Below are 18,987 nucleotides of genomic sequence, written 5' to 3' on the forward strand. Positions count from 1 at the left end.
TGCTGTCAGTGACGACCGGCACGTTCGGATCAGGCGTCGGCGAGCACGCCGGGCTGGGCCTGGCCTTCGCGCACGAACGGGAACTTGACCACGCGCACCGGCACCTGCCGGCCGCGGATGTCGACGGTGACCTCGCCGAGTTCACCGGCCGGCACGCGGGCGAAGGCGATGCCCTTGGCCAGGGTCGGCGAGAAGGTGCCGGACAGGATCTCGCCCTGGCCGCCAGCGGTGGTCACCGCCTGGCCGTGGCGCAGCACGCCCTTCTCGTCCATCACCAGGCCGATCATCTGGCGCGCGGTGCCGGCGGCCTTCTGCGCCTCCAGCACGTCGCGGCCGATGAAGTCGCGGCCTTCGTCCAGCGACACGGTCCAGGCCAGTGCCGCTTCATACGGGCTGATCTCTTCGTCCATGTCCTGGCCGTACAGGTTCATGCCGGCCTCCAGGCGCAGGGTGTCGCGCGCACCGAGGCCGGCCGGCTTCACGCCTGCCGCCAGCAGGCGGTTCCAGAAGGCGACCACGGCATCCTGCGGCAGCAGGATCTCGAAACCGTCTTCACCGGTGTAGCCGGTGCGGGCGACAAACAACTCGACGCCGTCGTCGGACTGCGCCTGCAGGGCGGCGAAGCGGCCCAGCTTGGTCAGTGCTGCACGGTCGGCATCGCGGGCTAGGCCGATCACGATGTCGCGCGCCTGCGGGCCCTGTACGGCGAGGATGGCCAGGTCCGGGCGCTGCTCGACGGAAACACCGAACGGTGCCGCCTGCTCACGCAGCCAGGCCAGGTCCTTTTCGCGGGTGGAGGCATTGACCACCATGCGGAAGAAATCGTCGCCCAGGTAGTAGACGATCAGGTCGTCGATGACGCCGCCGCGCGGATTCAGCATGCACGAGTACAGGGCCTTGCCGGTCACCTTCAGTTTGTCGATCGAATTGGCCAGCAGGCGGCGCAGGAACGGCTTGACCTGGTCACCGCGCAGGTCGACCACGGTCATGTGACTGACGTCGAACACGCCGGCTTCGCGACGCACCAGGTGGTGTTCGTCCAGCTGCGAGCCGTAGTGGATGGGCATGTCCCAACCCCCGAAATCGACCATCTTGGCGCCAAGGGCGCGGTGGGTATCGTTGAGCAGCGTCTTCTGGGTCATGACCGGTCCGGCAGCAGAGGAAACAGGAATTCCCATTATCCCAGATCGGTCGCCCGCAGGCGTGCCGCAGCGCAGCGGTTCGTGGAAGCGGAAGCGCGGTCCGCCGCGCCCTTTCCCTTTCGGGCGAGGCAATGGCTGCGCTCCCCGCAACCGCCTGTTACAGGCGCACCCGCCCACGCAGGATGTCGACGAACATCACCCAGTCACCCATGAATGAATACAGCGGATGCCGGAAGGTGGCCGGGCGATTCTTCTCGAAGAAGACGTGGCCGACCCAGGCGAATCCATAACCGCAGAACAGCGCGGCCAGCAGGAGCGTCGGCTGGCCGCGCAACACGGCAGCCGCAGCCAGCAGCAGCACCCCGCAGCTGCCGATGAAATGCAGGCGCCGCGAGACCGGGTGGCGGTGCTCGCTGAGATAGAACGGATAGAACTCGCGGAAGCTGGCGAAGCGGGACATGCGCGTGCTCCGGGGGCCGTGGTCACTGCCATCATGCGCCTTACCGGGATGCAGCGCTGCGCGCTTGGGGGCATGGCCCGGCGGCCGTTGTAGAGCCGAGCCATGCTCGGCTGCCTTGGCCTTTGTAGCGCCAAGCTTGCTCGACTGCTCCCCGGAGAAGCAGCCGAGCATGGCTCGGCTCTACAAAAGGGTGGGCGCGGTCGAGCCTGGCTCGACGCTACACCGGGGGCGTGCGCGGACCGAACATGATCACCGCCATGCCGGCCAGGCACAGGGCTGCACCGAACAGGTCCCAGCGGCTGGGGCGGATGCCGTCGACCAGCCACAACCAGAACAGCGCGGTGCCGATGTACACGCCACCGTAGGCGGCATAGACCCGTCCACTGGCAGTCGGGTGCAGAGTCAGCAGCCAGGCGAACAGGGCCAGGCTGGCCGCGGCCGGCAGCAGCAACCAGACGCTGCCTCCCTTGCGCAGCCACAACCATGGCAGGTAACAGCCGACGATCTCGGCCAGCGCGGTCAGCAGGAACAGGCCAAGCGTCTTCACGCTTTTTCTGCTGCCTTGGCGTGCTGCCACAGCGCTTCCTGCGCATCCAGGTCCAGTGCCGCCAACGCCTCCCCCTGCGCCTCGGCCTGCGCTTCCATCGCGCGGAAGCGCCGCTCGAACTTGTGGTTGGCCCCGCGCAGTGCGGCGCCCAGATCGATATCGGCGTGCCGGGCCAGGTTGGCGCAGACGAACAGCAGGTCGCCCAGTTCTTCCTGCAGGCGCGCCTTGTTGCCCGCGATATCGCCGCGCTCGAATTCCTCTCGCAGCTCCTGCAGCTCCTCGGCCGCCTTGTCCAGCACAGGCAGCGGACCCGGCCAGTCGAAACCGACCCTGGCCGCGCGCGACTGGAGCTTCACGGCGCGCTGCCATTCCGGCAGGCCACGCGAGATACCGGCCAGTGCGGAGGTGTCCTGCTCGCCCTTGGCGGCACGCTCGGCGCGCTTGATCGCGTCCCAGTTGCGCATCACCCCGTCGGCATCGTCGACGCTGACATCGGCAAACACATGCGGGTGACGGCGCTGCATCTTGTCGCTGATCGCACGTGCGACATCGGCGAAGGCAAATGCCCCCTGCTCCTCGGCCATGCGTGCGTGGAACACCACCTGCAGCAGCAGGTCGCCGAGCTCGTCGCAGAGATCGTCGAGGTCGCCGCGGTCGATCGCATCGGCCACCTCGTAGGCTTCCTCGATGGTGTACGGGGCAATGGTCGAGAAGTCCTGCTCCAGGTCCCATGGGCAACCTCCCTGCGGGTCGCGCAGGCGCGCCATGATGACCAGCAGGCGTTCCAGTTGATGGCTTGCCTCGCTGCCGGTGGCAGGGGTGTCGTGCGCGCTCATGCGGCCTCCAGGTTCAGTCGGACAACCAGTCGCGCCACGGCAAGCTGGTATCACCAAGGGCAATGAAATCGCCGTTCAACAGCGTTTCGCGGCGGTTGTAACGGAACGGCTTGCCGGTCGCGGCCGACAGCACCGCGCCACCCGCCGCATGCAGCACGCACTGGCCGGCGGCGGTATCCCATTCAGAGGTTGGGCCGAGCCGCGGATAGACATCCAGGCCGCCTTCGGCGATCCGGCAGAATTTCAGCGACGATCCCTGCGCGATGGTCTCGATGCGGCCCATGCGCGCCAGCAGCGCCTCGGTTTCCGGCGAACGGTGCGATCGGCTGGCGGCGACGCGCAGCGGAGCAGTGGCCGGCGTGCGGGTGCGCAGCACGGTGTCGTGCAGACCCTGCCGCCGATAGGCCAGTTCCCCGCGCATGGCATGCCAGACAATGCCGGTGACCGGCGCCAGCACCACGCCGAATGCCGGTGCGCCCTGGTAGATCAAGGCAATGTTGACGCTGAACTCACCGTTGCGCTTGACGAACTCGCGGGTGCCGTCGAGCGGGTCCACCAGCCAGTAGGCGCCCCAGTGGCGGCGCTGCTCCCAGCCCACCTGCGCCGATTCCTCGGACAGGATCGGCAGGTCCGGGGTCAGCTGGCGCAGGCCCAGTTCAATGACCTGGTTGGCGGCCAGGTCAGCTGCGGTGACCGGGCTGTTGTCGTCCTTGATCTGCACGTCGAAGCCATCGGCATACACCTGCATGATGGCCTGTCCGGCTTCCTGGGCGATGGCGATGGCGGTCTCGCGCAGGTCCGTCGTCAGCTTGATCATCGCGTTCCCTGCAGCCACTGGCGGGCAATGAACAGCGCCGCCAGCGAGCGTCCCTCTGAGAAGTCCTCGCGCAGCATCAGCTGGTCCAGTTCGGCCAGCTTCCACGGCACCACTTCCAGCTCCTCCGGCTCGTCGCCGGCCAGTTTTTCCGGGTACAGGTCGCGCGCCACCACCAGCCACGACTGGTGGCTCATGTAGGTCGGGGCCAGGGTCATCGCGCGCAGCACGTCGACCCGGCGCGCACCATAACCGGCCTCTTCCTTCAGTTCGCGGTCGGCCGCCTGCTCGGGCGTCTCGCCGGCATCGATCCGGCCCTTCACCAGCCCCAGTTCGTAACGGTGCATGCCAGCGGCGTATTCACGTACCAGCAGCACGGTTTCGTCGTCGAGCATCGGCACCACCACCACCGCACCGTGCCCACGGCTGACCAGGCGCTCGAAGCGGCGGCGTTCGCCGTTGGAGAACTCCAGGTCCAGGTGCTGGCGCTGGAAGGGGCCGTTCTCCTCATCGGTGATCCGATGGATGATCGGCAAGCGACGGCCGGCACGGTCATCGTTCATGCGGAATCTCCGCGGCGACCGGCGGCTGCGCCGGGGCCGATAGAATGTGCAGGCAGCAACATGTTCATGAGCCCGAAATGCTAGCAGACCCAACCCCCTCCCCGCTGGCCCGCCACTGGCGGCAGCGCGACCTGCAGGTGCTGTGGCACCCGTGCACGCAGATGCGTGAGCATCCGGACACCCTGCCGCTGGTACCGATTTCCCGTGGCGAAGGCGCATGGCTGATCGACCACGACGGCAACCGCTATCTGGACGCGGTCAGCAGCTGGTGGACCAATCTGTTCGGTCATGCCGAACCGCGCATCGGTGGTGCCATCGCTGCCCAGGCCGGGCAGCTGGAACAGGTGATGCTCGCCGGTTTCGGCCACGAGCCGGCGATCACCCTGGCCGAACGCCTGCTGGCACTGGCGCCACGCCAGGCCGGCCGCGAACCGCTGGCCAAGGTGTTCTACGCCGACAACGGGTCCGCCGGCGTGGAAGTGGCGCTGAAGATGGCCTTCCAGTACTTCCAGAACCGCGGAGAGCCCCGGCGCACGCGCTTCATCGCGCTCGAGAACGGCTACCACGGCGAAACCCTGGGCGCGCTGGCGCTGGGTGACATTCCGCTGTACCGCCGCGTCTATGCGCCGCTGCTGGCCGAGGGCCTGTTCGCGCCGTCTCCCGATGCCTACCTGGCCGAACCGGGCCAGAGCGCGGCCGATCGCGCACGGCAGGCGGCCGATGGCCTGGCCACGCTGTTCGACCAGCACCCGGGCGAGGTCTGCGCGGTGATCCTGGAACCGCGCCTGCAGTGTGCCGGCGGCATGCGCATGCATGACCCGGTCTACCTGCAGCGCGTGCGCGGACTGTGCGATGCCCATGGCGCGTTCATGATCGCCGACGAGATCGCCACCGGCTTCGGCCGCACCGGCACCCTGTTCGCCTGCGAGCAGGCCGGGGTGATGCCGGACCTGATGTGCCTGTCCAAGGGCCTGACCGGCGGCTTCCTGCCACTGGCCGCCGTACTGGCGACGCAGGCGCTGTATGACGCCTTCCTCGACGACTCGCGCGAGCGCGCCTTCCTGCATTCGCACAGTTACACCGGCAACCCGCTGGCCTGCGCCGCGGCGCTGGCGACGCTGGACATCTTCCGCGACGACGATGTGATCGCGCGCAACCGGGGCATCGCCTCGGTGATGGGCACGCTGGCGGCACCGTTTGCCGACCACCCGCACGTGGCCGACGTGCGCCAGGCCGGCATGGTGGTGGCGTTCGAGCTGTCGCGCGACGGCAACAAGCGCACGCCGTTCGACCCGGGCCTGCGGCTGGGCCTGCAGGCCTACAAGGCCGCCCTCAAGCGCGGCGTGGTGCTGCGCCCGCTGGGCGACGTGCTGTACTGGATGCCACCCTACTGCGTGGACGACGAACAACTGGAGCTGCTGGCGCACACCACGCTGGCGGCCATCGACGAGGCGATTGCATGCGCGTGACCCGCTGCCCCATCGACCTGGCGCTGCACAGCGGCCAGACCGTGACCCTGCCGGAAGACACCGCCAACCACCTGGTGCGGGTGATGCGCCTGCGCGAAGGCGATACCTGCGTGCTGTTCAACGGCGATGGCCACGACTACAGCGCGACGCTGACCGTGGCCGGCAAGCGCGAGGTGCAGGTCCTCATCGACGCCGTGCAGGCCATCGACAACGAATCCCCGCTGGCGATCACCCTGCTGCAGGGCATCGCCCGTGGCGAGAAGATGGACCTGATCCTGCAGAAGGCCACCGAGCTGGGCGTGGTCGCGATCATTCCGGTCAACGCCGAGCGCACCGAGGTGAAGCTGGACGCGGCACGGGCGGAAAAGCGCGTGGCGCACTGGAACAACGTGGTGACCTCGGCCTGCGGCCAGTCCGGGCGCGCGCGCATTCCGCCGGTAGGATCGCCGCTGTCGCTGGCGCAGGCTGCGGCGGCGCTGCCAGCCGATTCGCTGCGGCTGACCCTGGATCCGCAGGGAGCACATCGCCTGTCGACGCTGGAAGCCGCTCCCGCTGGCGGCATCGTGATTGCAATCGGCCCGGAAGGCGGCTGGTCGCCACGCGACCGCGATCAACTGGCCGCAGCAGGATTCCAGGGGCTGCAACTGGGGCCGCGGATCCTGCGCACGGAAACGGCCGGACTGGCCGCGATCGCGGCGTTGCAGGCGCGCTTGGGCGATCTGGGGTAAGGCTGATTCGTGGTAGTGCCGGCCGCTGGCCGGCATCCACGGGATCATGAGGTTGCCGGCCAGCGGCCGGCACTACCAGCTACCCGACCGGCGGATTGCCGATCAGGCCGCCAGCGGATGTCGACGCTGGAAGCCGCTCCCGCTGGCGGCATCGTGATTGCAATCGGCGGGATTCCAGGGGCTGCAACTGGGGCCGCGGATCCTGCGCACGGAAACGGCCGGGCTGGCCGCGATCGCGGCGTTGCAGGCGCGGTTGGGCGATCTGGGGTAAGGCTTCGTGGTAGTGCCGGCCGCTGGCCGGCATCCACGGGATCATGGGGTTGCCGGCCAGCGCCCGGCACTACCAGCTACCCGACCGGCGGATTGCCGATCAGGCCGCCAGCGAATCCAGCGCCGCTTCCAGTGCATCCAGGTTCGGCAGCAGCGCGCTCTGCTCACCCAGCAGCACGCGCATGTGCACGATCTGCGGCAGGGTTTCTTCGGAGGCGTCGGCCAGCAGGCCGTCGCGCGGCACCGAGATCAGCTGCGGGAAGTTCTGCGTCAGCAGCGCGTAGTACGGGCGCTGCGCGTTGCCGCTGAGGGACTTCAGTACTACCACCTTGTTGTGGCCGGCCACCGTCTCTTCGCCCAGCCCGGAAAGGCGTGCGAACGACACCAGCGGCACCTGCCAGCCGTGCCAGCCGATCTCGCCAACCAGCCAGCGCGGCGCATCGGAGACCGGCTGCACCGGTACGCGCGACATCATTTCGGCCACGGTGGCATTGGGCAGCAGTACGCGCTCGTTGCCGGCCTGGATCAGGACGCCGCGGATTTCGTCGTTGCTGGCGTAGCTCATGGTGCATCTCCGTTGTCGTCCTGCTCACCCCAGCGCGCGGCAATTGCCTGCGCCAGCTCCTGCGGTTCACCGGCCACCATGCCGGCAGCAACCACGGCGGTGGCCGCAGCCGGGTCGTAGCAGCCCTCGCCTACCTGCCCGGCCACCCACGCACCGGCGGCCGCCAGGTCCAGCGCCGGGCCGACATGGGCCAGGTCGGCACCGCTGAGCAGCACCAGCGCAGTGTGTGCGGCCGGCAATGCAGCGAGCGAAATACCGGTGGCATCGCTCTGGAAATGCAGGCCATCGCTGGCCGCGCGCACGCCGATATCATCAGCCAGCACGTGGACCTCGCCCGGCACGGCGCGCTGGCCGGCCTCGGCCAGCTGCACCGGCAACGGCGAAACACGCGACATCTGCTTGACCAGATTGCCGTAGCGGCCACCGTCCAGGCGCATGTGCACCAGGACCGGCACGCTCAACGACGCGGGCAGTGCGCCGAGCAGGCGACGCAACGCATCCGGGCCACCGATGCCGGCCAGCACCAGCACTGATGCGGCGCGCGCACCGGCCGGGGCGGCGGCATCCAGATCGACCAGGGTCAAATGATCGGTATCGAAGGAGGGCTGCGGCGCAGCGGCCGGCGCCGCCACTTCTGCCGGTGCCGGCGCTTCGATCGATTCCTCGACCAGCGACCAGGCGGTGTGATCGAAGGAGATCGGCGGTGCCGCAGGCGCCGCCGGTTCGGCCGGCGCTTGCGGCGGCGAAGGCGGATCCCGTGGTTCGGGCACGTCCGGCTGCAGTGCCGCCAGGGCCTGCTCCAGCGCGATCGGTTCGTGCAGGTGTGCCGGCGGCGAATACAGACCGTCGGCCGGAACGTCATCGGCCCAGCTCAGCGCCTGCGCCAGATGCGGCTGCAGGGCTTCTTCCTGCGGTGCCGGCGCGGGCGCCGGATGGCCGGGCTCCAGCTGCAGGCTGGGCTCTTCCTCGGCACCCGGCGGCAACACCTGCTGGTGGCCGTGCAGCTTGGCCGCCAGATGGCGCCCCCAACGCTGCGCCTCCCAGCCGTCGCGGCGCGCGGCCAGCTCGGCCTCATCGAACACCAGGGTCAGCCCCGGTGCCGAGAGCGCGGCGTCCAGCCGTTCCAGTGCGTCCTCGATGGCCGCTTCCAGCGCGATCACCACGAACTGCGGATCCGCAGCCTGCAGGACCTGTGGCTCCAAGCCGTTCGGGTCATCTTCCAGAACCAGCTGCACATCTGCATGCGACAGCGCCTCGCGCAGGCGTTCGCGCGCCGCACCGGGGCGGGCCAGCAGGGCGACGGCCGGGGCCGGATGGGTTTCACTCACGGACACGGGCGATCCCCAGCAGGTCGTACACGTTACGCATCAGGTCCAGTTCCTGGTACGGCTTGCCCAGATAACGCTGGACACCGATCTCGAAGGCGCGCTGGCGGTGCTTGTCGCCGCTGCGCGAGGTGATCATCACGATCGGCACATCCTTGTAGCGCGGGTCGGCGCGCATCGCCGTGGCCAGCTCGTAGCCGTCCATGCGCGGCATCTCGATATCCAGCAGCATCAGGTCCGGCACGCGCTCTTCCAGCCGCTCCAGTGCTTCCACGCCATCGCGGGCGACGCTGACTTCGAAGTTGTGCCGTTCGAGGATGCGTCCGGTCACTTTGCGCATGGTCAGCGAGTCATCGACCACCATCACCAGCGGCACCTGGCGTTCGTCGCGCGGTGCATTGGCCAGCACCGGTGCGGTCGGATTGGCGAGGAAACGGCGCACCAGCGGCGCGACGTCCAGGATCACCACCACGCGACCATCGCCGGTGATGGTGGCACCGTAGATGCCCGGTACCGATGCGATCTGCAGGCCGACCGGCTTGACCACGATTTCGCGGTTGCCCAGCACCTGGTCGATCGCCACGGCAGCGCGCAGGTCACCGGCACGCACCAGCAGCAGCGGCACCTGGTCCTGGCCATCGGCGCGTGCCGGGGCCTGCCCGACCAGGCTGCCGAGGTCATACAGCGGATAGTCTTCGCCGCTGTAGCGGTAACTGCTGTCGGCGGCCTCGAAGCGTTCGCGTGACAGGCGGCCGATACCACTGACCGAGGCCACCGGCACGGCGAAGGTGGTTTCACCGATCTGCACGAACACCGCCTGGGTGACGGCCAGCGTCTGCGGCAGGCGCAAGGTGAAGCGCACGCCCTGGCCACGCACCGACTGGATGTCGACCGAGCCGCCGAGCTGGCGCACTTCGTTGCGCACCACGTCCATGCCCACGCCACGACCCGCCAGCTGGCTGACCTGGTCGGCGGTGGAGAAACCGGAGGCGAAGATCAGGTTGTCCAGTTCCTGCTCGCTGGGCTGCGCATCGGCGGCCAACAGGCCACGATCGATGGCGCGGCGGCGGATCGCTTCGCGGTCCAGGCCAGCACCGTCATCGGCCACTTCCAGCACGATTTCCGAGCCTTCACGGTGCAGGCGGATGGCGACTTCGCCCTCCTCCGGCTTGCCGGCGGCGCGACGCTGTTCCGGCGCCTCCAGGCCGTGGGCCACGGAGTTGCGCAGCATGTGTTCGAGCGGCGCGACCATGCGATCGAGGACATTGCGGTCCAGTTCGCCGTGGGTGCCCTCCAGGGTCAGGTGCACCTGCTTGCCGGTATCCATTCCGGACTGGCGGACCACGCGGCGCAGGCGCGGCACCAGGCCATCGAACGGGACCATGCGCGCGCGCATCAGGCCATCCTGCAGCTCGGAGCTGACGCGCGACTGCTGTTGCAGCAACGAATCGTACTGGCGTGACAGATCGTCGAGCACGCCCTGCAGGCCCCCGAGATCGGCCGCCGACTCGTTCAGTGCGCGGCTGAGCTGCTGCAGCGTGGAGAAGCGGTCCAGTTCCAGCGGATCGAACTTCTGATCGGCCTGGTCCTGCTCACGCTGGTAGCGGGCGACGATCTGCGCCTCGGTTTCCAGGTCGAGTCGGCGCAGCTGGTCGCGCAGTCGCGCATTGGTGCGCTCCAGCTCGCCCATCGCGCCGCGGAAGGCACCAAGCTGCTGTTCCAGGCGCGAGCGGTAGATCGCCACTTCACCGGCATGGTTGACCAGGCGGTCGAGCAGATCCGCGCGCACGCGCACCTGTTCCTGCTGCGGGCGCGCCAGCGGATCTTCATCGATCACGCCTTCGGCCGGCAGCGGTGCCGACAACGGCGCATCGAGCAGTGCCGGCGCAGGGCCGGCGACCGCTGCCGACGCGGTTTCTGCAACGCTCGCCACGTCCGCTGCGCCTGCGGCAGCCGCTGCTGCTGCGGCAATATCGGTGGTGGTACGCACTTCGAACGCATCGACCAGATCCTGCGCCGGTTCCACCACGCGGTGGTTACCGGTGCGGGTCAGCAGCTGGTGCAGGCGATCGAATCCGCGCTCCAGCAACTGCACATCGCGGCGTTCGATCTCGGTGCGACCGGCGGCGACCGCCTCCAGCAACGATTCGATGCTGTGGCCGAGATCACCGATGGCGTTGATGCCGGCCATGCGTGCGCCACCCTTCAGGGTGTGCAGGTCACGCTGCAGGCCGGCCAGCACCTCGCGGTCCTGCGGTGCATCACGCAGCTCGCTGATCAGGCCATCGCAGTGGTCGAGCAGGTCCTTGCCTTCCTCGACGAAGATGTCGACCAGCTCGCGATCGTAGACGCTGAAGTCGAGCGTATCGGTGCTGTCTTCAGGCACCGGCATGGCAAGGATGTCAGGTGTCACGGTTTCAGGCACGTCGGCTTCGGGCGCGCTGGCTGCCACGGCATCCGGTACCGCAACCGCATCGACGTCGGCGGCTTCGGCGTGGACCTCCGCCTGGCCCGGCGCGTCTTCCAGTTCGAAGAAGCGTACCGGTTCGGCGGTGGCCTGCGCTGCGGCCTCCGCGATCTCCTCATTCACCGTCGCCGGGGACGGCTGATCGGCGCTCTCTCCTTCACCGATCGCCGCCTCCCCGCCGACGTCCGCATCCTCGGCAAAGGCTTCCGCCTCGCCCGGCGCGAGTTCGCTGGCCTGCAGGCCGAGCACGGGCCATTGCCCGTCGTCGGCCAGGGGCTGCTCTTCGTCGATCACGTGCAGGCCGGCCTCGAGCGCGGCTTCCAGCGAGACCGGTTCTGCAAACCCCGGCGCAGCCATTTCATCCTGCAGGCTCGACAGCTCGCTGTCGAGTGGCAGTGCAGCAGGCATTTCGAACGCCGTGGCATCAGCGACGTGCGCGCGATCGGCCGAGGGCGCATTCAGGTCAGATGCGACGGCTTCGACAGCGGCCGGAGTCTCTTCGGCGTCGCGGTCGTCAACCGGCAGCGCACTGGCATCCAGGTACGGCGACAGATCATCCACGACGGTCAAACCGGCATCGTCGGACAACCGCAGCACGCCTTCGGCCTCCGCCTCGACACCGGCTACGGCAACGGCTGGAACGTCGTCGGCCACCTGGATCGATTCGACCACCGGCAGCGACGCATCCTCCTCACCCGGTACGGACGGCCATCCGGCATCGAAGTAGCGCGAAAGATCATCGCTGGCCGTCAGCTCACCGACCTCCAGCCCGGCCTCGATCGCCACGTCGGCGACCGGGGCTTCGACAGTATCGGCACGTGCTTCCGCGTCCTGCTCCGGTGCGGCAAACGAATGCGGCACCGCATCAAATTCAGGCGCGACGGCTGTCGATGCATCCGCGTCCAGTTCCACCGGCGGTTCGTCATCCAGCGCCAGATCGTCTTCTTCGTCTTCCAGGCCCACCATCGGCCAGCGCGCTTCCGGCAACGCGCCAGCCAGCGCCTGCAGGCGCTGCGCGAGTACCTGTTGCGGCGCGATGCGCGGCTGTTCGGCCTGCAACGCTTCCATGGTGGCGGTGATCGCCTGCGCAGTCGCATCCAGGGCGGCTACGCCTTCATCACCCGGGACCACCTCGGCGGCCAGTGCGCGCTTGATGTAGGACTCCGCGCCGCCGGTCACCGCCGTGATCTCGGGCACTTCGGTCATCGCGAAGGCGCCGTTCATGGTGTGCACCGCGCGCAGCAGTGCATCGCTGACCGGTTGCGGCGCCTGCTGCGCCGAACGCAGCCAGTCCTGCAGGGTGGTCTGGTGGACTTCCACCTCGGCCTCGAGAATCTCGCGCAGCACGCTGTCGATGTTGGCCGGCGTACCGGCCACTTCGGCCTCCACGTCGGTATCGGCCGGCGCCGAGGCGGCAGCCTCCACATCGAGAATGCGGCTGATCTCGTCTTCGCCGTCAGCTTCAGCAACCGGTACAACCGGCGCAGCCGCACCCGGCAGCGGTACGTAGTAGGTTTCCTCGCCTGCGCCGACACGATCGGCAATGGCCTGCATGGCCTGCAGGTCGACGCTGATGCGCTGGCCGTGGCGCAGCGCTGCGTTCAGTTGTGGCAGCGCCGCATGTGCGTTGTCGACCATCGCCAGCACCGCCGGCGAGGCGGCGCGGCTGCCATCCAGCACGCGGTTGAGCATGCCTTCGATCTTCCACGCGAACTCGCCCAGCGTACGTGCGCCAACCAGGCGGCCACTGCCCTTGAGGGTATGGAAGATGCGGCGGATCGGGCGCAGCCGGTCCATGTTGTCCGGCTGCATGCGCCACGCCGGCAGCAGCGTGCCCAGATTGGCGAGCTCGTCGTCGAACTCTTCCAGGAACACCTCGCGGATGTCCTCGTCGATGTTCTCGGCGTCGTCGTCGAAGCCGGCGTCGAAGCCCGTAGTCGCGTCGGCATTGGCGTCGGCGCCGGTCGCAACGACCGCCTCCGGTGCCGTCGCGGTGGGCATCGCCTGCGGATTGAAGCCGGCAGCAGCTGCACTCAGCTCGGCGAAGAACTGGGCATCGGCTTCGCTGAAATCGATCGGCGCGATGGTGTCGATATCGATCACCGACACGGCCGGCGCCGACGTTTCCGCTGCCGGGGCGGGCGCTTCGATCGACGGCGGCGTGATCGACGATGCCGGCAGGTCATCCGGAGCCTCGTCCACCCTGACCTCCGCCGCAGGCGATGCATCGGCCAGCGGCGGCGCCACGGCATCGACGATCTCCAGCGACGGATGCAACCCGGCGTCATCGTCCAGCGACAACGTTTCCATCGCGTGCAGCGACAGCACATCGTCAGCGTTGTCCAATGCATCGGCGTCGAAGCGGAACACCACGTCGTCGGCCTCGGCAACCGCGCCCCGTTCGGCCGCTACCGGATCGAACACCGGCGCAGCATCGAATCCGGTCACGGGCGAAACCACGCTGTCCGTCGTCTCGTCGATCGCAGGCGCTGCGCTTTCCTCGAGCACCTGCGGCGCCTCGGACAGCGACCACTGCGGTGCATCGGCGTGATCGCTGTCGGCCAGTTCGAAGCTGACGGGATCGAAACTGGCGAACGTCGGCGCGCGTTCGTCGCCGGCGGGCGCGGCCGCCTCGGCTTCGGGGTAGAACGGCGCCAGCTCCCACTGCGGGACATCAGGCGCAGGTGCGCTGGACGCGGCGAAGACCAGCGATGCCTCGGCATCATCCTGTGTTGGCAGCGGCGAGGCGCCAGCATCCAACGGGCTGGCGGCCACGACGCCCGCGGTGCCCAGCGCGCCGAACATCAGGCTGTTGTCGGGCACCCTCGGTGCCGGTGTGGCCGGCGGCGGATCGAAGGTGAAGTCCGGCAGCGATACCGGCACGTCGCCGGCCGCGGGCGCAGCAGGCTGCACCGGTACCTCGATGCGCTCGGGCTGCAGCGGCTCGACCTGCACCGGCAGCGGCTCACGTTCGATCGCAAGCGCTGCCGGCGCTTCCGGTGCGGCGGCGTTGCGTTCGGGCAGCGGCCAGTAGCGCAGTGCCTCGAGGCTGCTGCGGGTGATTTCGAGGATGTCTTCGCGGCCCGGGCGACGATCGCGCAGGGCTTCCAGGTAGTACTCCAGGCTGGCCATGGCATCGGCCAGGGTGTCCAGCTGGCGGCCGCTGGGCACGCGCTGGCGGCCGATCAGCTCGGCCTCGATGTACTGCTGCACGCCACGCAGGTAATCGGCGGCGGTACCCAGGTCGAGCATGCGCAGCGCGCCGGACACATCGCCCAGCAGGCGCGGTACATCCTGCAGCTCGGCATGGTTCCAGCTGGTTTCGATGAAGGCGACGAAATGCTCGCGGGCGGCAGCGAAGTTGGCGATGGCTTCATGGGCCAGCACTTCCACCGTGCGCCGGTTCTCCACCGCGCTCGGATCGTCCTCGCCACTGCCGCCGGCGCCCAGATGGGCAACCTGGTCGTCCAGCGAGGCATCGACGTACAGCAGCGCACCGGCGATATCCAGCAGCAGGTTCTCGTCGATCTGCTGGCGCCCCTCGACCACGCCACGCAGCGCGTCGCGCTGCTGCACGACCACGCCGCGGGCCACGCCCAGGCCCATCATGCCCAGCGTGTCGGCCACGGCGCCCAGTTCGTTGGCCTGGGTCTGCAGCTGTTCCGGTGCACCGCCGGTGCGCAGGTGCAGGTCAAGCGCATCCTTGATGCGCAGCAGTTCTTCCTTCACTGCGCTGCCGACGGTATCGAGCAGCTCGCGGTTGCGCCCGCTCAGGCTGCCCCGGGCATGGTCCAGTTCGGCCTCGGTGGCGGTGATGCTGTCCGGCGCAAAGGCCAGCAGCACGCTGTCGTTGACGCCTTCTTCGCCACGCGACGCGCGGATCTCGTTGAGCAGCGGCATCAGCACGATCGGAATGTCGCGATGGCCGTTCTGCAGGCGCTCCAGATAGTCCGGCAGCAGCACGCTGCCACGCATCAGGGTCGCACAGGCTTCATCCCGGTCGGCCACCTGGCCGGCGCCGATGGCATTGGCCAGCTGCTCCAGCTCTTCGGCCACCATCGCCGGGGCATACAGTTCAACCATGCGCAGGGTGCCCTGCACCTGGTGCAGGTAGCCGGCGCAGATGCGCATGCGGCTGGCATCACTCGGGTCTTCCGCGTAGTACTCGACCTCGTTGCGCACCTGGCGCAGGGTCTCGTCCAGCTCGGGCTTGACCCAGCCCAGCGCTGCGTGGCTCATCGCATCGCGCAGACTGCTCATGGACGCGCTCCGTTCGCCGCCGCGCGATGGCCGCGCGGATTCTGGCGTGGGGAATGGAAATGCTTCATCGACTGGTTCCTTGCTCGCCGCCCTGCCCGCGTCACGCCGGCAGCTTGAAGTCGGCGACCGAACGGCGCAGGTCCGCCGCCAGCTGCGCGAGGTGGCCGATCGACTCTGCGGTCTGCCCGGCACCCTGCGAGGTCTGGCCGGTGATCTGCCGGATCACGCCCATGGTGCGGGTGATGTCCGAGGCCGCGGCCGACTGCTGCTGGGCGGCGATGGAGATGTTCTTGATGAGGGTATTGAGGGCGTTGGACACGCGCTCGATCTCGGTCAGCGCGGTACCGGCGTCCTCGGCCAGGCGCGCACCGGACACCACTTCGGCCGTGGTCTGCTCCATCGAGGTGACCGCTTCGTTGGTATCGGCCTGAATGGCCTGGACCAGGTTTTCGATGCGTCGGGTCGCACCCGAGGTACGTTCTGCCAGGCGCTGCACTTCGTCGGCCACGACCGCGAAACCGCGGCCCGCTTCACCCGCCGACGCCGCCTGCACCGCCGCGTTCAGCGCCAGGATGTTGGTCTGCTCGGAAATGTCATTGATCAGTTCCACGATCGAGCCGATTTCCTGCGACGACTCGCCCAGGCGCTTGATGCGCTTGGAGGTTTCCTGGATCTGGTCGCGGATCTGGTCCATGCCCTGGATGGTCTCGCGCACCACGCCGGCGCCTTCGGCGGCGATCACCACCGAGCGCTGTGCCACGTCGGCCGACTCGGCCGAGTTGCGCGACACCTGCTCGATGCTCGCTGCGATTTCACCGATGCGGTCCGAGGCGGAGGTGATCTGGTTGGCCTGGTGGCCCGCCGCCTCTGCCAGCTGCATCGCGGTGGCCTGGGTTTCCTGGGTGGACATCGCGACCTTGGCCGAGGTGTCGTTGATGGTGGTCACCAGGTGGCGCAGCTCGTCCACCGCATAGTTGATCGCGTCGGCGATCGCGCCGGTCATGTCCTCGGTCACCGAGGCCTTCACCGTCAGGTCACCCTCACCGAGCGAGGAGATTTCGTCCAGCAGCCGCATGATCGCCTGCTGGTTGCGGCTGTTGAATTCCACCTGGGTCTGGTAACGCAGTTCCTGCTCGCGCGAGCGGCTGCGCACGTTGGTGGAGACGAAGCCGATGATCGCGATCAGCGACAGCGCGCCGGACACCACGCCGATCCAGAAGTTGGGGAACAGGCGTGTGTCGGACACCGAGCCGAACGAGGAGAACGCATCGAACAGCTTGCGGCTGTCGTCCAGCATGTGTGCCGAGCCCTGCCCCAGCGCGGTGGCGGCCGACTGCGCCGCGAACAGCTGGCGCGAGCTCGCCAGGATCGCGTCGGCGTCCTGCTTCATCGCTTCCCACTTCCGCTGCGACTGCTCCAGTGCGGCCACGGCGGCAGCACCGCGCACGGCGGTGATGCCCAGTTCCTCGTTGCCGTTGCGCAGGCCGTCGAGCACCTGCGAGAACACGGTGATGTCACGCGCCAGCGCATCCCCGGAGGTCGCTGCGGCGCTGCCACCGGCACGCATTTCGGTCACCCGACGGGCCATCGAACCGGCCACCACGACCTGCTGCAGTGCGCTGTACACCTGCGACGAGGGGGCGCCGGAGGCGGACATCGCGCGCACCAGCTCGTTCAGCTGGGCCTGCAGGCCCGGTACCGCGCCGGTGAAGTTGTTGGCATTGCCGGCCAGCGCCAGCACCGCCGGCTCGCTGGCCACCAGCTGCCCGGCCTGCTTGCCCAGCGGCGCCCAGGTTTCGCCCAGGGTGGCGATGGCGCCGGACACGCCCGGCTCCTTGCCATAGCGGCCCTGCAGCGTCGACACGTTCTGTTCGATCGCGTTGCGGGTGGCCTTGAAGGCGGTGAAGGCCTGGGCGTTGCCGCCGACCGCGTCACGTCCCTGGTTGGCCAGCTGCTGCGACAGCACCTGCAGGTCGGCGGCCTTGGAGCCGGCGTCGGCAAGGCGGCTGCCCTGCCAGGTGGCGACGCCGGTGTTGACGCCGAACAGGATCATCGATGCCAGCAGCAGGAACAGCCAGAGGTTGCTGCCGCCCAGCCGCAGCTTGCCGGTCTTGGTGGCGTCCGAAGCAGTACTCATCGTTCAACCTCGATCTTCAATGCAGGGGGCGATGCCCGGCCTCAGGCCGCGGCTTGCCGGAATTCAGGGGTGCGCGACAGCAGCGAGAGCGAGAACACGCCCCAGTCATGGCCGTCGGCATGGAAGGCACGGTCAACGAAATGGCCGTAGCGGCCTTCGGCCAACGTGCCCGCGTCGATCTGCTGGTCCAGCTCGAAGCTGCGCTGGCCGAACAGTTCATCGATGGTCAGTGCGACGTCGCCGCCAGCCTGGCGCATGATCAGCACGCGCTGGCCTTCCTGCTGCACGGTGCGCGTGCCTTCCAGGAAGTACTTCAGGTCGACCACCGGAAACAGGTTGCCACGCAGGTTGCCCACGCCCAGCAGCCAGGGCTGCGCGCAGGGCACCGGGGTCACCGGCGGCATCGGCACGATTTCCACCACTTCGCGGAAATCGGACACCAGCCGGCGCTGGCCGACCCGGTAACCGACGCCACGCCACAGGTCCTGGGCGAACTGCCGCCCGGGCAGCTGCACTGCATGGGCCAGGCTGCGTCGTTCGTAGGCTTCAAGGATGTCGAAGGGCGAGCGCATCAGGCCACCAGTTCGTTGATCCGCGCGATCAGTTCATCCTCGCGCGGCGGCTTGACGATGTAATCGGCTGCGCCCTGGCGCAGGCCCCAGGCCTTGTCGGTTTCCATCGCCTTGGTGCTGACGATGATCACCGGGATGTGCTTGATCGCCGCATCGCGGGCCATCGCCCGGGTGGCCTGGAACCCGCTCATGCCGGGCAGGACCACGTCCATCAGCACCAGCTGCGGCACCTGGTCGCGGACCAGCTGCAGGCCATCCTCGGCGTTGTCCGCTTCCAGCACCTCGTGGCCGGCACGGCGCAGCCACTGGGTGAACACCGCGCGGTCGGTCGGTGAATCCTCGATCAGGACGATACGAGCCATTGTGCCTTTCCCCCCTGGTCAGGCGTTGACGTATGTGCGGATGGCACCCAGCAGTTCTTCGCGCGTGAAAGGCTTGGTCAGGTATTGCTCCGAGCCGACGATGCGCCCCCGCGCCTTGTCGAACAGACCATCCTTGGACGACAGCATGATCACCGGGGTCGCCTTGAACAGCTGGTTGCCCTTGATCAGCGCACAGGTCTGGTAGCCATCCAGGCGCGGCATCATGATGTCGACGAAGATGATCTGCGGCTGCTGGTCTGCGATCTTGGCAAGCGCTTCGAAGCCGTCGGTGGCGGTGACCACCTCGCAGCCTTCGCGCTTGAGCAGCGTTTCCGCAGTCCTGCGGATGGTCTTCGAATCATCGATGACCATCACCCGGAGTCCTGCGAGTTCCCCGCCCGCAGTCGTGTTTTCAGTCATTGCCTATCCCCAAGCGCACGGCCCAATCTCTGGCGGGAGCCGCTGCGAAA

General features: G+C 68.3%; 16 protein-coding genes. 3 read left to right on the top strand and 13 right to left on the bottom strand.

Annotated elements, in window-relative coordinates; all coding sequences use genetic code 11:
• Positions 1 to 29: 29 nt before the first annotated feature.
• The 6 genes from gcvT to nudE all read right to left on the bottom strand — a co-directional run bounded on the left by gcvT (position 30) and on the right by nudE (position 4,362).
• The gene (gene gcvT, locus AC5P7F_RS03415; RefSeq protein WP_164077966.1) at positions 30 to 1,142 is read right to left on the bottom strand and encodes a glycine cleavage system aminomethyltransferase GcvT; all 1,113 of its coding nucleotides are present in this window, start codon (positions 1,140 to 1,142) and stop codon (positions 30 to 32) included.
• Between the two features lie 157 nt (positions 1,143 to 1,299).
• Positions 1,300 to 1,602, bottom strand: coding sequence for an Mpo1-like protein (locus AC5P7F_RS03420; protein ID WP_164077967.1), 303 nt, complete (start codon positions 1,600 to 1,602; stop codon positions 1,300 to 1,302).
• A 217-nt stretch (positions 1,603 to 1,819) separates the two neighbouring features.
• A complete protein-coding gene (locus AC5P7F_RS03425) occupies positions 1,820 to 2,149 on the bottom strand; it encodes a YnfA family protein (RefSeq protein ID WP_014648085.1) in 330 nt (109 codons plus the stop codon).
• Positions 2,146 to 2,985, bottom strand: a complete 840-nt coding sequence (gene mazG, locus AC5P7F_RS03430) for a nucleoside triphosphate pyrophosphohydrolase (protein ID WP_014648086.1) — start codon at positions 2,983 to 2,985, stop codon at positions 2,146 to 2,148. The genes AC5P7F_RS03425 and mazG overlap by 4 nt, the downstream gene beginning before the upstream one ends.
• A 13-nt stretch (positions 2,986 to 2,998) precedes the next feature.
• On the bottom strand, positions 2,999 to 3,802 hold the full coding sequence (gene cysQ / locus AC5P7F_RS03435) for a 3'(2'),5'-bisphosphate nucleotidase CysQ (RefSeq protein ID WP_014038179.1): 804 nt from the start codon (positions 3,800 to 3,802) through the stop codon (positions 2,999 to 3,001).
• Entirely contained in the window at positions 3,799 to 4,362 is a 564-nt protein-coding gene (gene nudE, locus AC5P7F_RS03440) for an ADP compounds hydrolase NudE (RefSeq protein ID WP_005418435.1), read from the bottom strand. Before nudE ends, cysQ begins: the two co-directional genes overlap by 4 nt.
• A gap of 77 nt (positions 4,363 to 4,439) precedes the next feature.
• Here nudE and bioA point away from each other — a divergent pair, with 77 nt between their 5' ends.
• From bioA to AC5P7F_RS03455, 3 genes are all read left to right on the top strand, one after another.
• Positions 4,440 to 5,831: an adenosylmethionine--8-amino-7-oxononanoate transaminase gene (gene bioA / locus AC5P7F_RS03445; RefSeq protein WP_239510543.1), complete on the top strand. Its 1,392-nt coding sequence runs from the start codon at positions 4,440 to 4,442 to the stop codon at positions 5,829 to 5,831.
• Entirely contained in the window at positions 5,822 to 6,559 is a 738-nt protein-coding gene (locus AC5P7F_RS03450; protein WP_069116275.1) for a 16S rRNA (uracil(1498)-N(3))-methyltransferase, read from the top strand. Before bioA ends, AC5P7F_RS03450 begins: the two co-directional genes overlap by 10 nt.
• A 157-nt stretch (positions 6,560 to 6,716) precedes the next feature.
• Positions 6,717 to 6,830 (top strand): 16S rRNA (uracil(1498)-N(3))-methyltransferase, encoded by a 114-nt coding sequence (locus tag AC5P7F_RS03455; RefSeq protein WP_080355779.1) that lies wholly within the window; start codon positions 6,717 to 6,719, stop codon positions 6,828 to 6,830.
• A gap of 99 nt (positions 6,831 to 6,929) precedes the next feature.
• Here AC5P7F_RS03455 and AC5P7F_RS03460 read toward each other — a convergent pair whose 3' ends face one another.
• The 7 genes from AC5P7F_RS03460 to pilG form a co-directional block, all read right to left on the bottom strand.
• Complete coding sequence (locus AC5P7F_RS03460; protein ID WP_014648089.1) at positions 6,930 to 7,394, bottom strand: chemotaxis protein CheW; 465 nt, start codon at positions 7,392 to 7,394, stop codon at positions 6,930 to 6,932.
• Positions 7,391 to 8,728, bottom strand: coding sequence for a chemotaxis protein CheB (locus tag AC5P7F_RS03465; RefSeq protein ID WP_495204135.1), 1,338 nt, complete (start codon positions 8,726 to 8,728; stop codon positions 7,391 to 7,393). Before AC5P7F_RS03465 ends, AC5P7F_RS03460 begins: the two co-directional genes overlap by 4 nt.
• On the bottom strand, positions 8,715 to 15,446 hold the full coding sequence (locus AC5P7F_RS03470; RefSeq protein WP_164077956.1) for an Hpt domain-containing protein: 6,732 nt from the start codon (positions 15,444 to 15,446) through the stop codon (positions 8,715 to 8,717). Before AC5P7F_RS03470 ends, AC5P7F_RS03465 begins: the two co-directional genes overlap by 14 nt.
• Before the next feature lie 100 nt (positions 15,447 to 15,546).
• Positions 15,547 to 17,583 carry a methyl-accepting chemotaxis protein gene (locus AC5P7F_RS03475; RefSeq protein WP_164077955.1) on the bottom strand — a complete coding sequence of 679 codons (2,037 nt, stop codon included), beginning with the start codon at positions 17,581 to 17,583 and terminating at the stop codon, positions 15,547 to 15,549.
• A gap of 41 nt (positions 17,584 to 17,624) precedes the next feature.
• Positions 17,625 to 18,155, bottom strand: a complete 531-nt coding sequence (locus AC5P7F_RS03480; RefSeq protein WP_014648092.1) for a chemotaxis protein CheW — start codon at positions 18,153 to 18,155, stop codon at positions 17,625 to 17,627.
• Complete coding sequence (locus tag AC5P7F_RS03485) at positions 18,155 to 18,517, bottom strand: response regulator (protein ID WP_005410717.1); 363 nt, start codon at positions 18,515 to 18,517, stop codon at positions 18,155 to 18,157. The genes AC5P7F_RS03480 and AC5P7F_RS03485 overlap by 1 nt, the downstream gene beginning before the upstream one ends.
• A gap of 18 nt (positions 18,518 to 18,535) precedes the next feature.
• A complete protein-coding gene (gene pilG, locus AC5P7F_RS03490; protein ID WP_005418455.1) occupies positions 18,536 to 18,937 on the bottom strand; it encodes a twitching motility response regulator PilG in 402 nt (133 codons plus the stop codon).
• Between the last annotated feature and the right edge of the window lie 50 nt (positions 18,938 to 18,987).

It is taken from the genome of Stenotrophomonas sp. YJH_SMC_105-26 (genome assembly GCF_059368915.1).

Bases quoted from the DNA above. Each gene is read 5' to 3' on its own strand.
- gcvT (WP_164077966.1), bottom strand. From the start codon at position 1,142: ATGACCCAGAAGACGCTGCTCAACGATACCCACCGCGCCCTTGGCGCC.
- AC5P7F_RS03420 (WP_164077967.1), bottom strand. From the start codon at position 1,602: ATGTCCCGCTTCGCCAGCTTCCGCGAGTTCTATCCGTTCTATCTCAGC.
- mazG (WP_014648086.1), bottom strand. From the start codon at position 2,985: ATGAGCGCGCACGACACCCCTGCCACCGGCAGCGAGGCAAGCCATCAA.
- cysQ (WP_014038179.1), bottom strand. From the start codon at position 3,802: ATGATCAAGCTGACGACGGACCTGCGCGAGACCGCCATCGCCATCGCC.
- nudE (WP_005418435.1), bottom strand. From the start codon at position 4,362: ATGAACGATGACCGTGCCGGCCGTCGCTTGCCGATCATCCATCGGATC.
- bioA (WP_239510543.1), top strand. From the start codon at position 4,440: ATGCTAGCAGACCCAACCCCCTCCCCGCTGGCCCGCCACTGGCGGCAG.
- AC5P7F_RS03450 (WP_069116275.1), top strand. From the start codon at position 5,822: ATGCGCGTGACCCGCTGCCCCATCGACCTGGCGCTGCACAGCGGCCAG.
- AC5P7F_RS03460 (WP_014648089.1), bottom strand. From the start codon at position 7,394: ATGAGCTACGCCAGCAACGACGAAATCCGCGGCGTCCTGATCCAGGCC.
- AC5P7F_RS03470 (WP_164077956.1), bottom strand. From the start codon at position 15,446: ATGAGCAGTCTGCGCGATGCGATGAGCCACGCAGCGCTGGGCTGGGTC.
- AC5P7F_RS03475 (WP_164077955.1), bottom strand. From the start codon at position 17,583: ATGAGTACTGCTTCGGACGCCACCAAGACCGGCAAGCTGCGGCTGGGC.
- AC5P7F_RS03480 (WP_014648092.1), bottom strand. From the start codon at position 18,155: ATGCGCTCGCCCTTCGACATCCTTGAAGCCTACGAACGACGCAGCCTG.
- AC5P7F_RS03485 (WP_005410717.1), bottom strand. From the start codon at position 18,517: ATGGCTCGTATCGTCCTGATCGAGGATTCACCGACCGACCGCGCGGTG.
- pilG (WP_005418455.1), bottom strand. From the start codon at position 18,937: ATGACTGAAAACACGACTGCGGGCGGGGAACTCGCAGGACTCCGGGTG.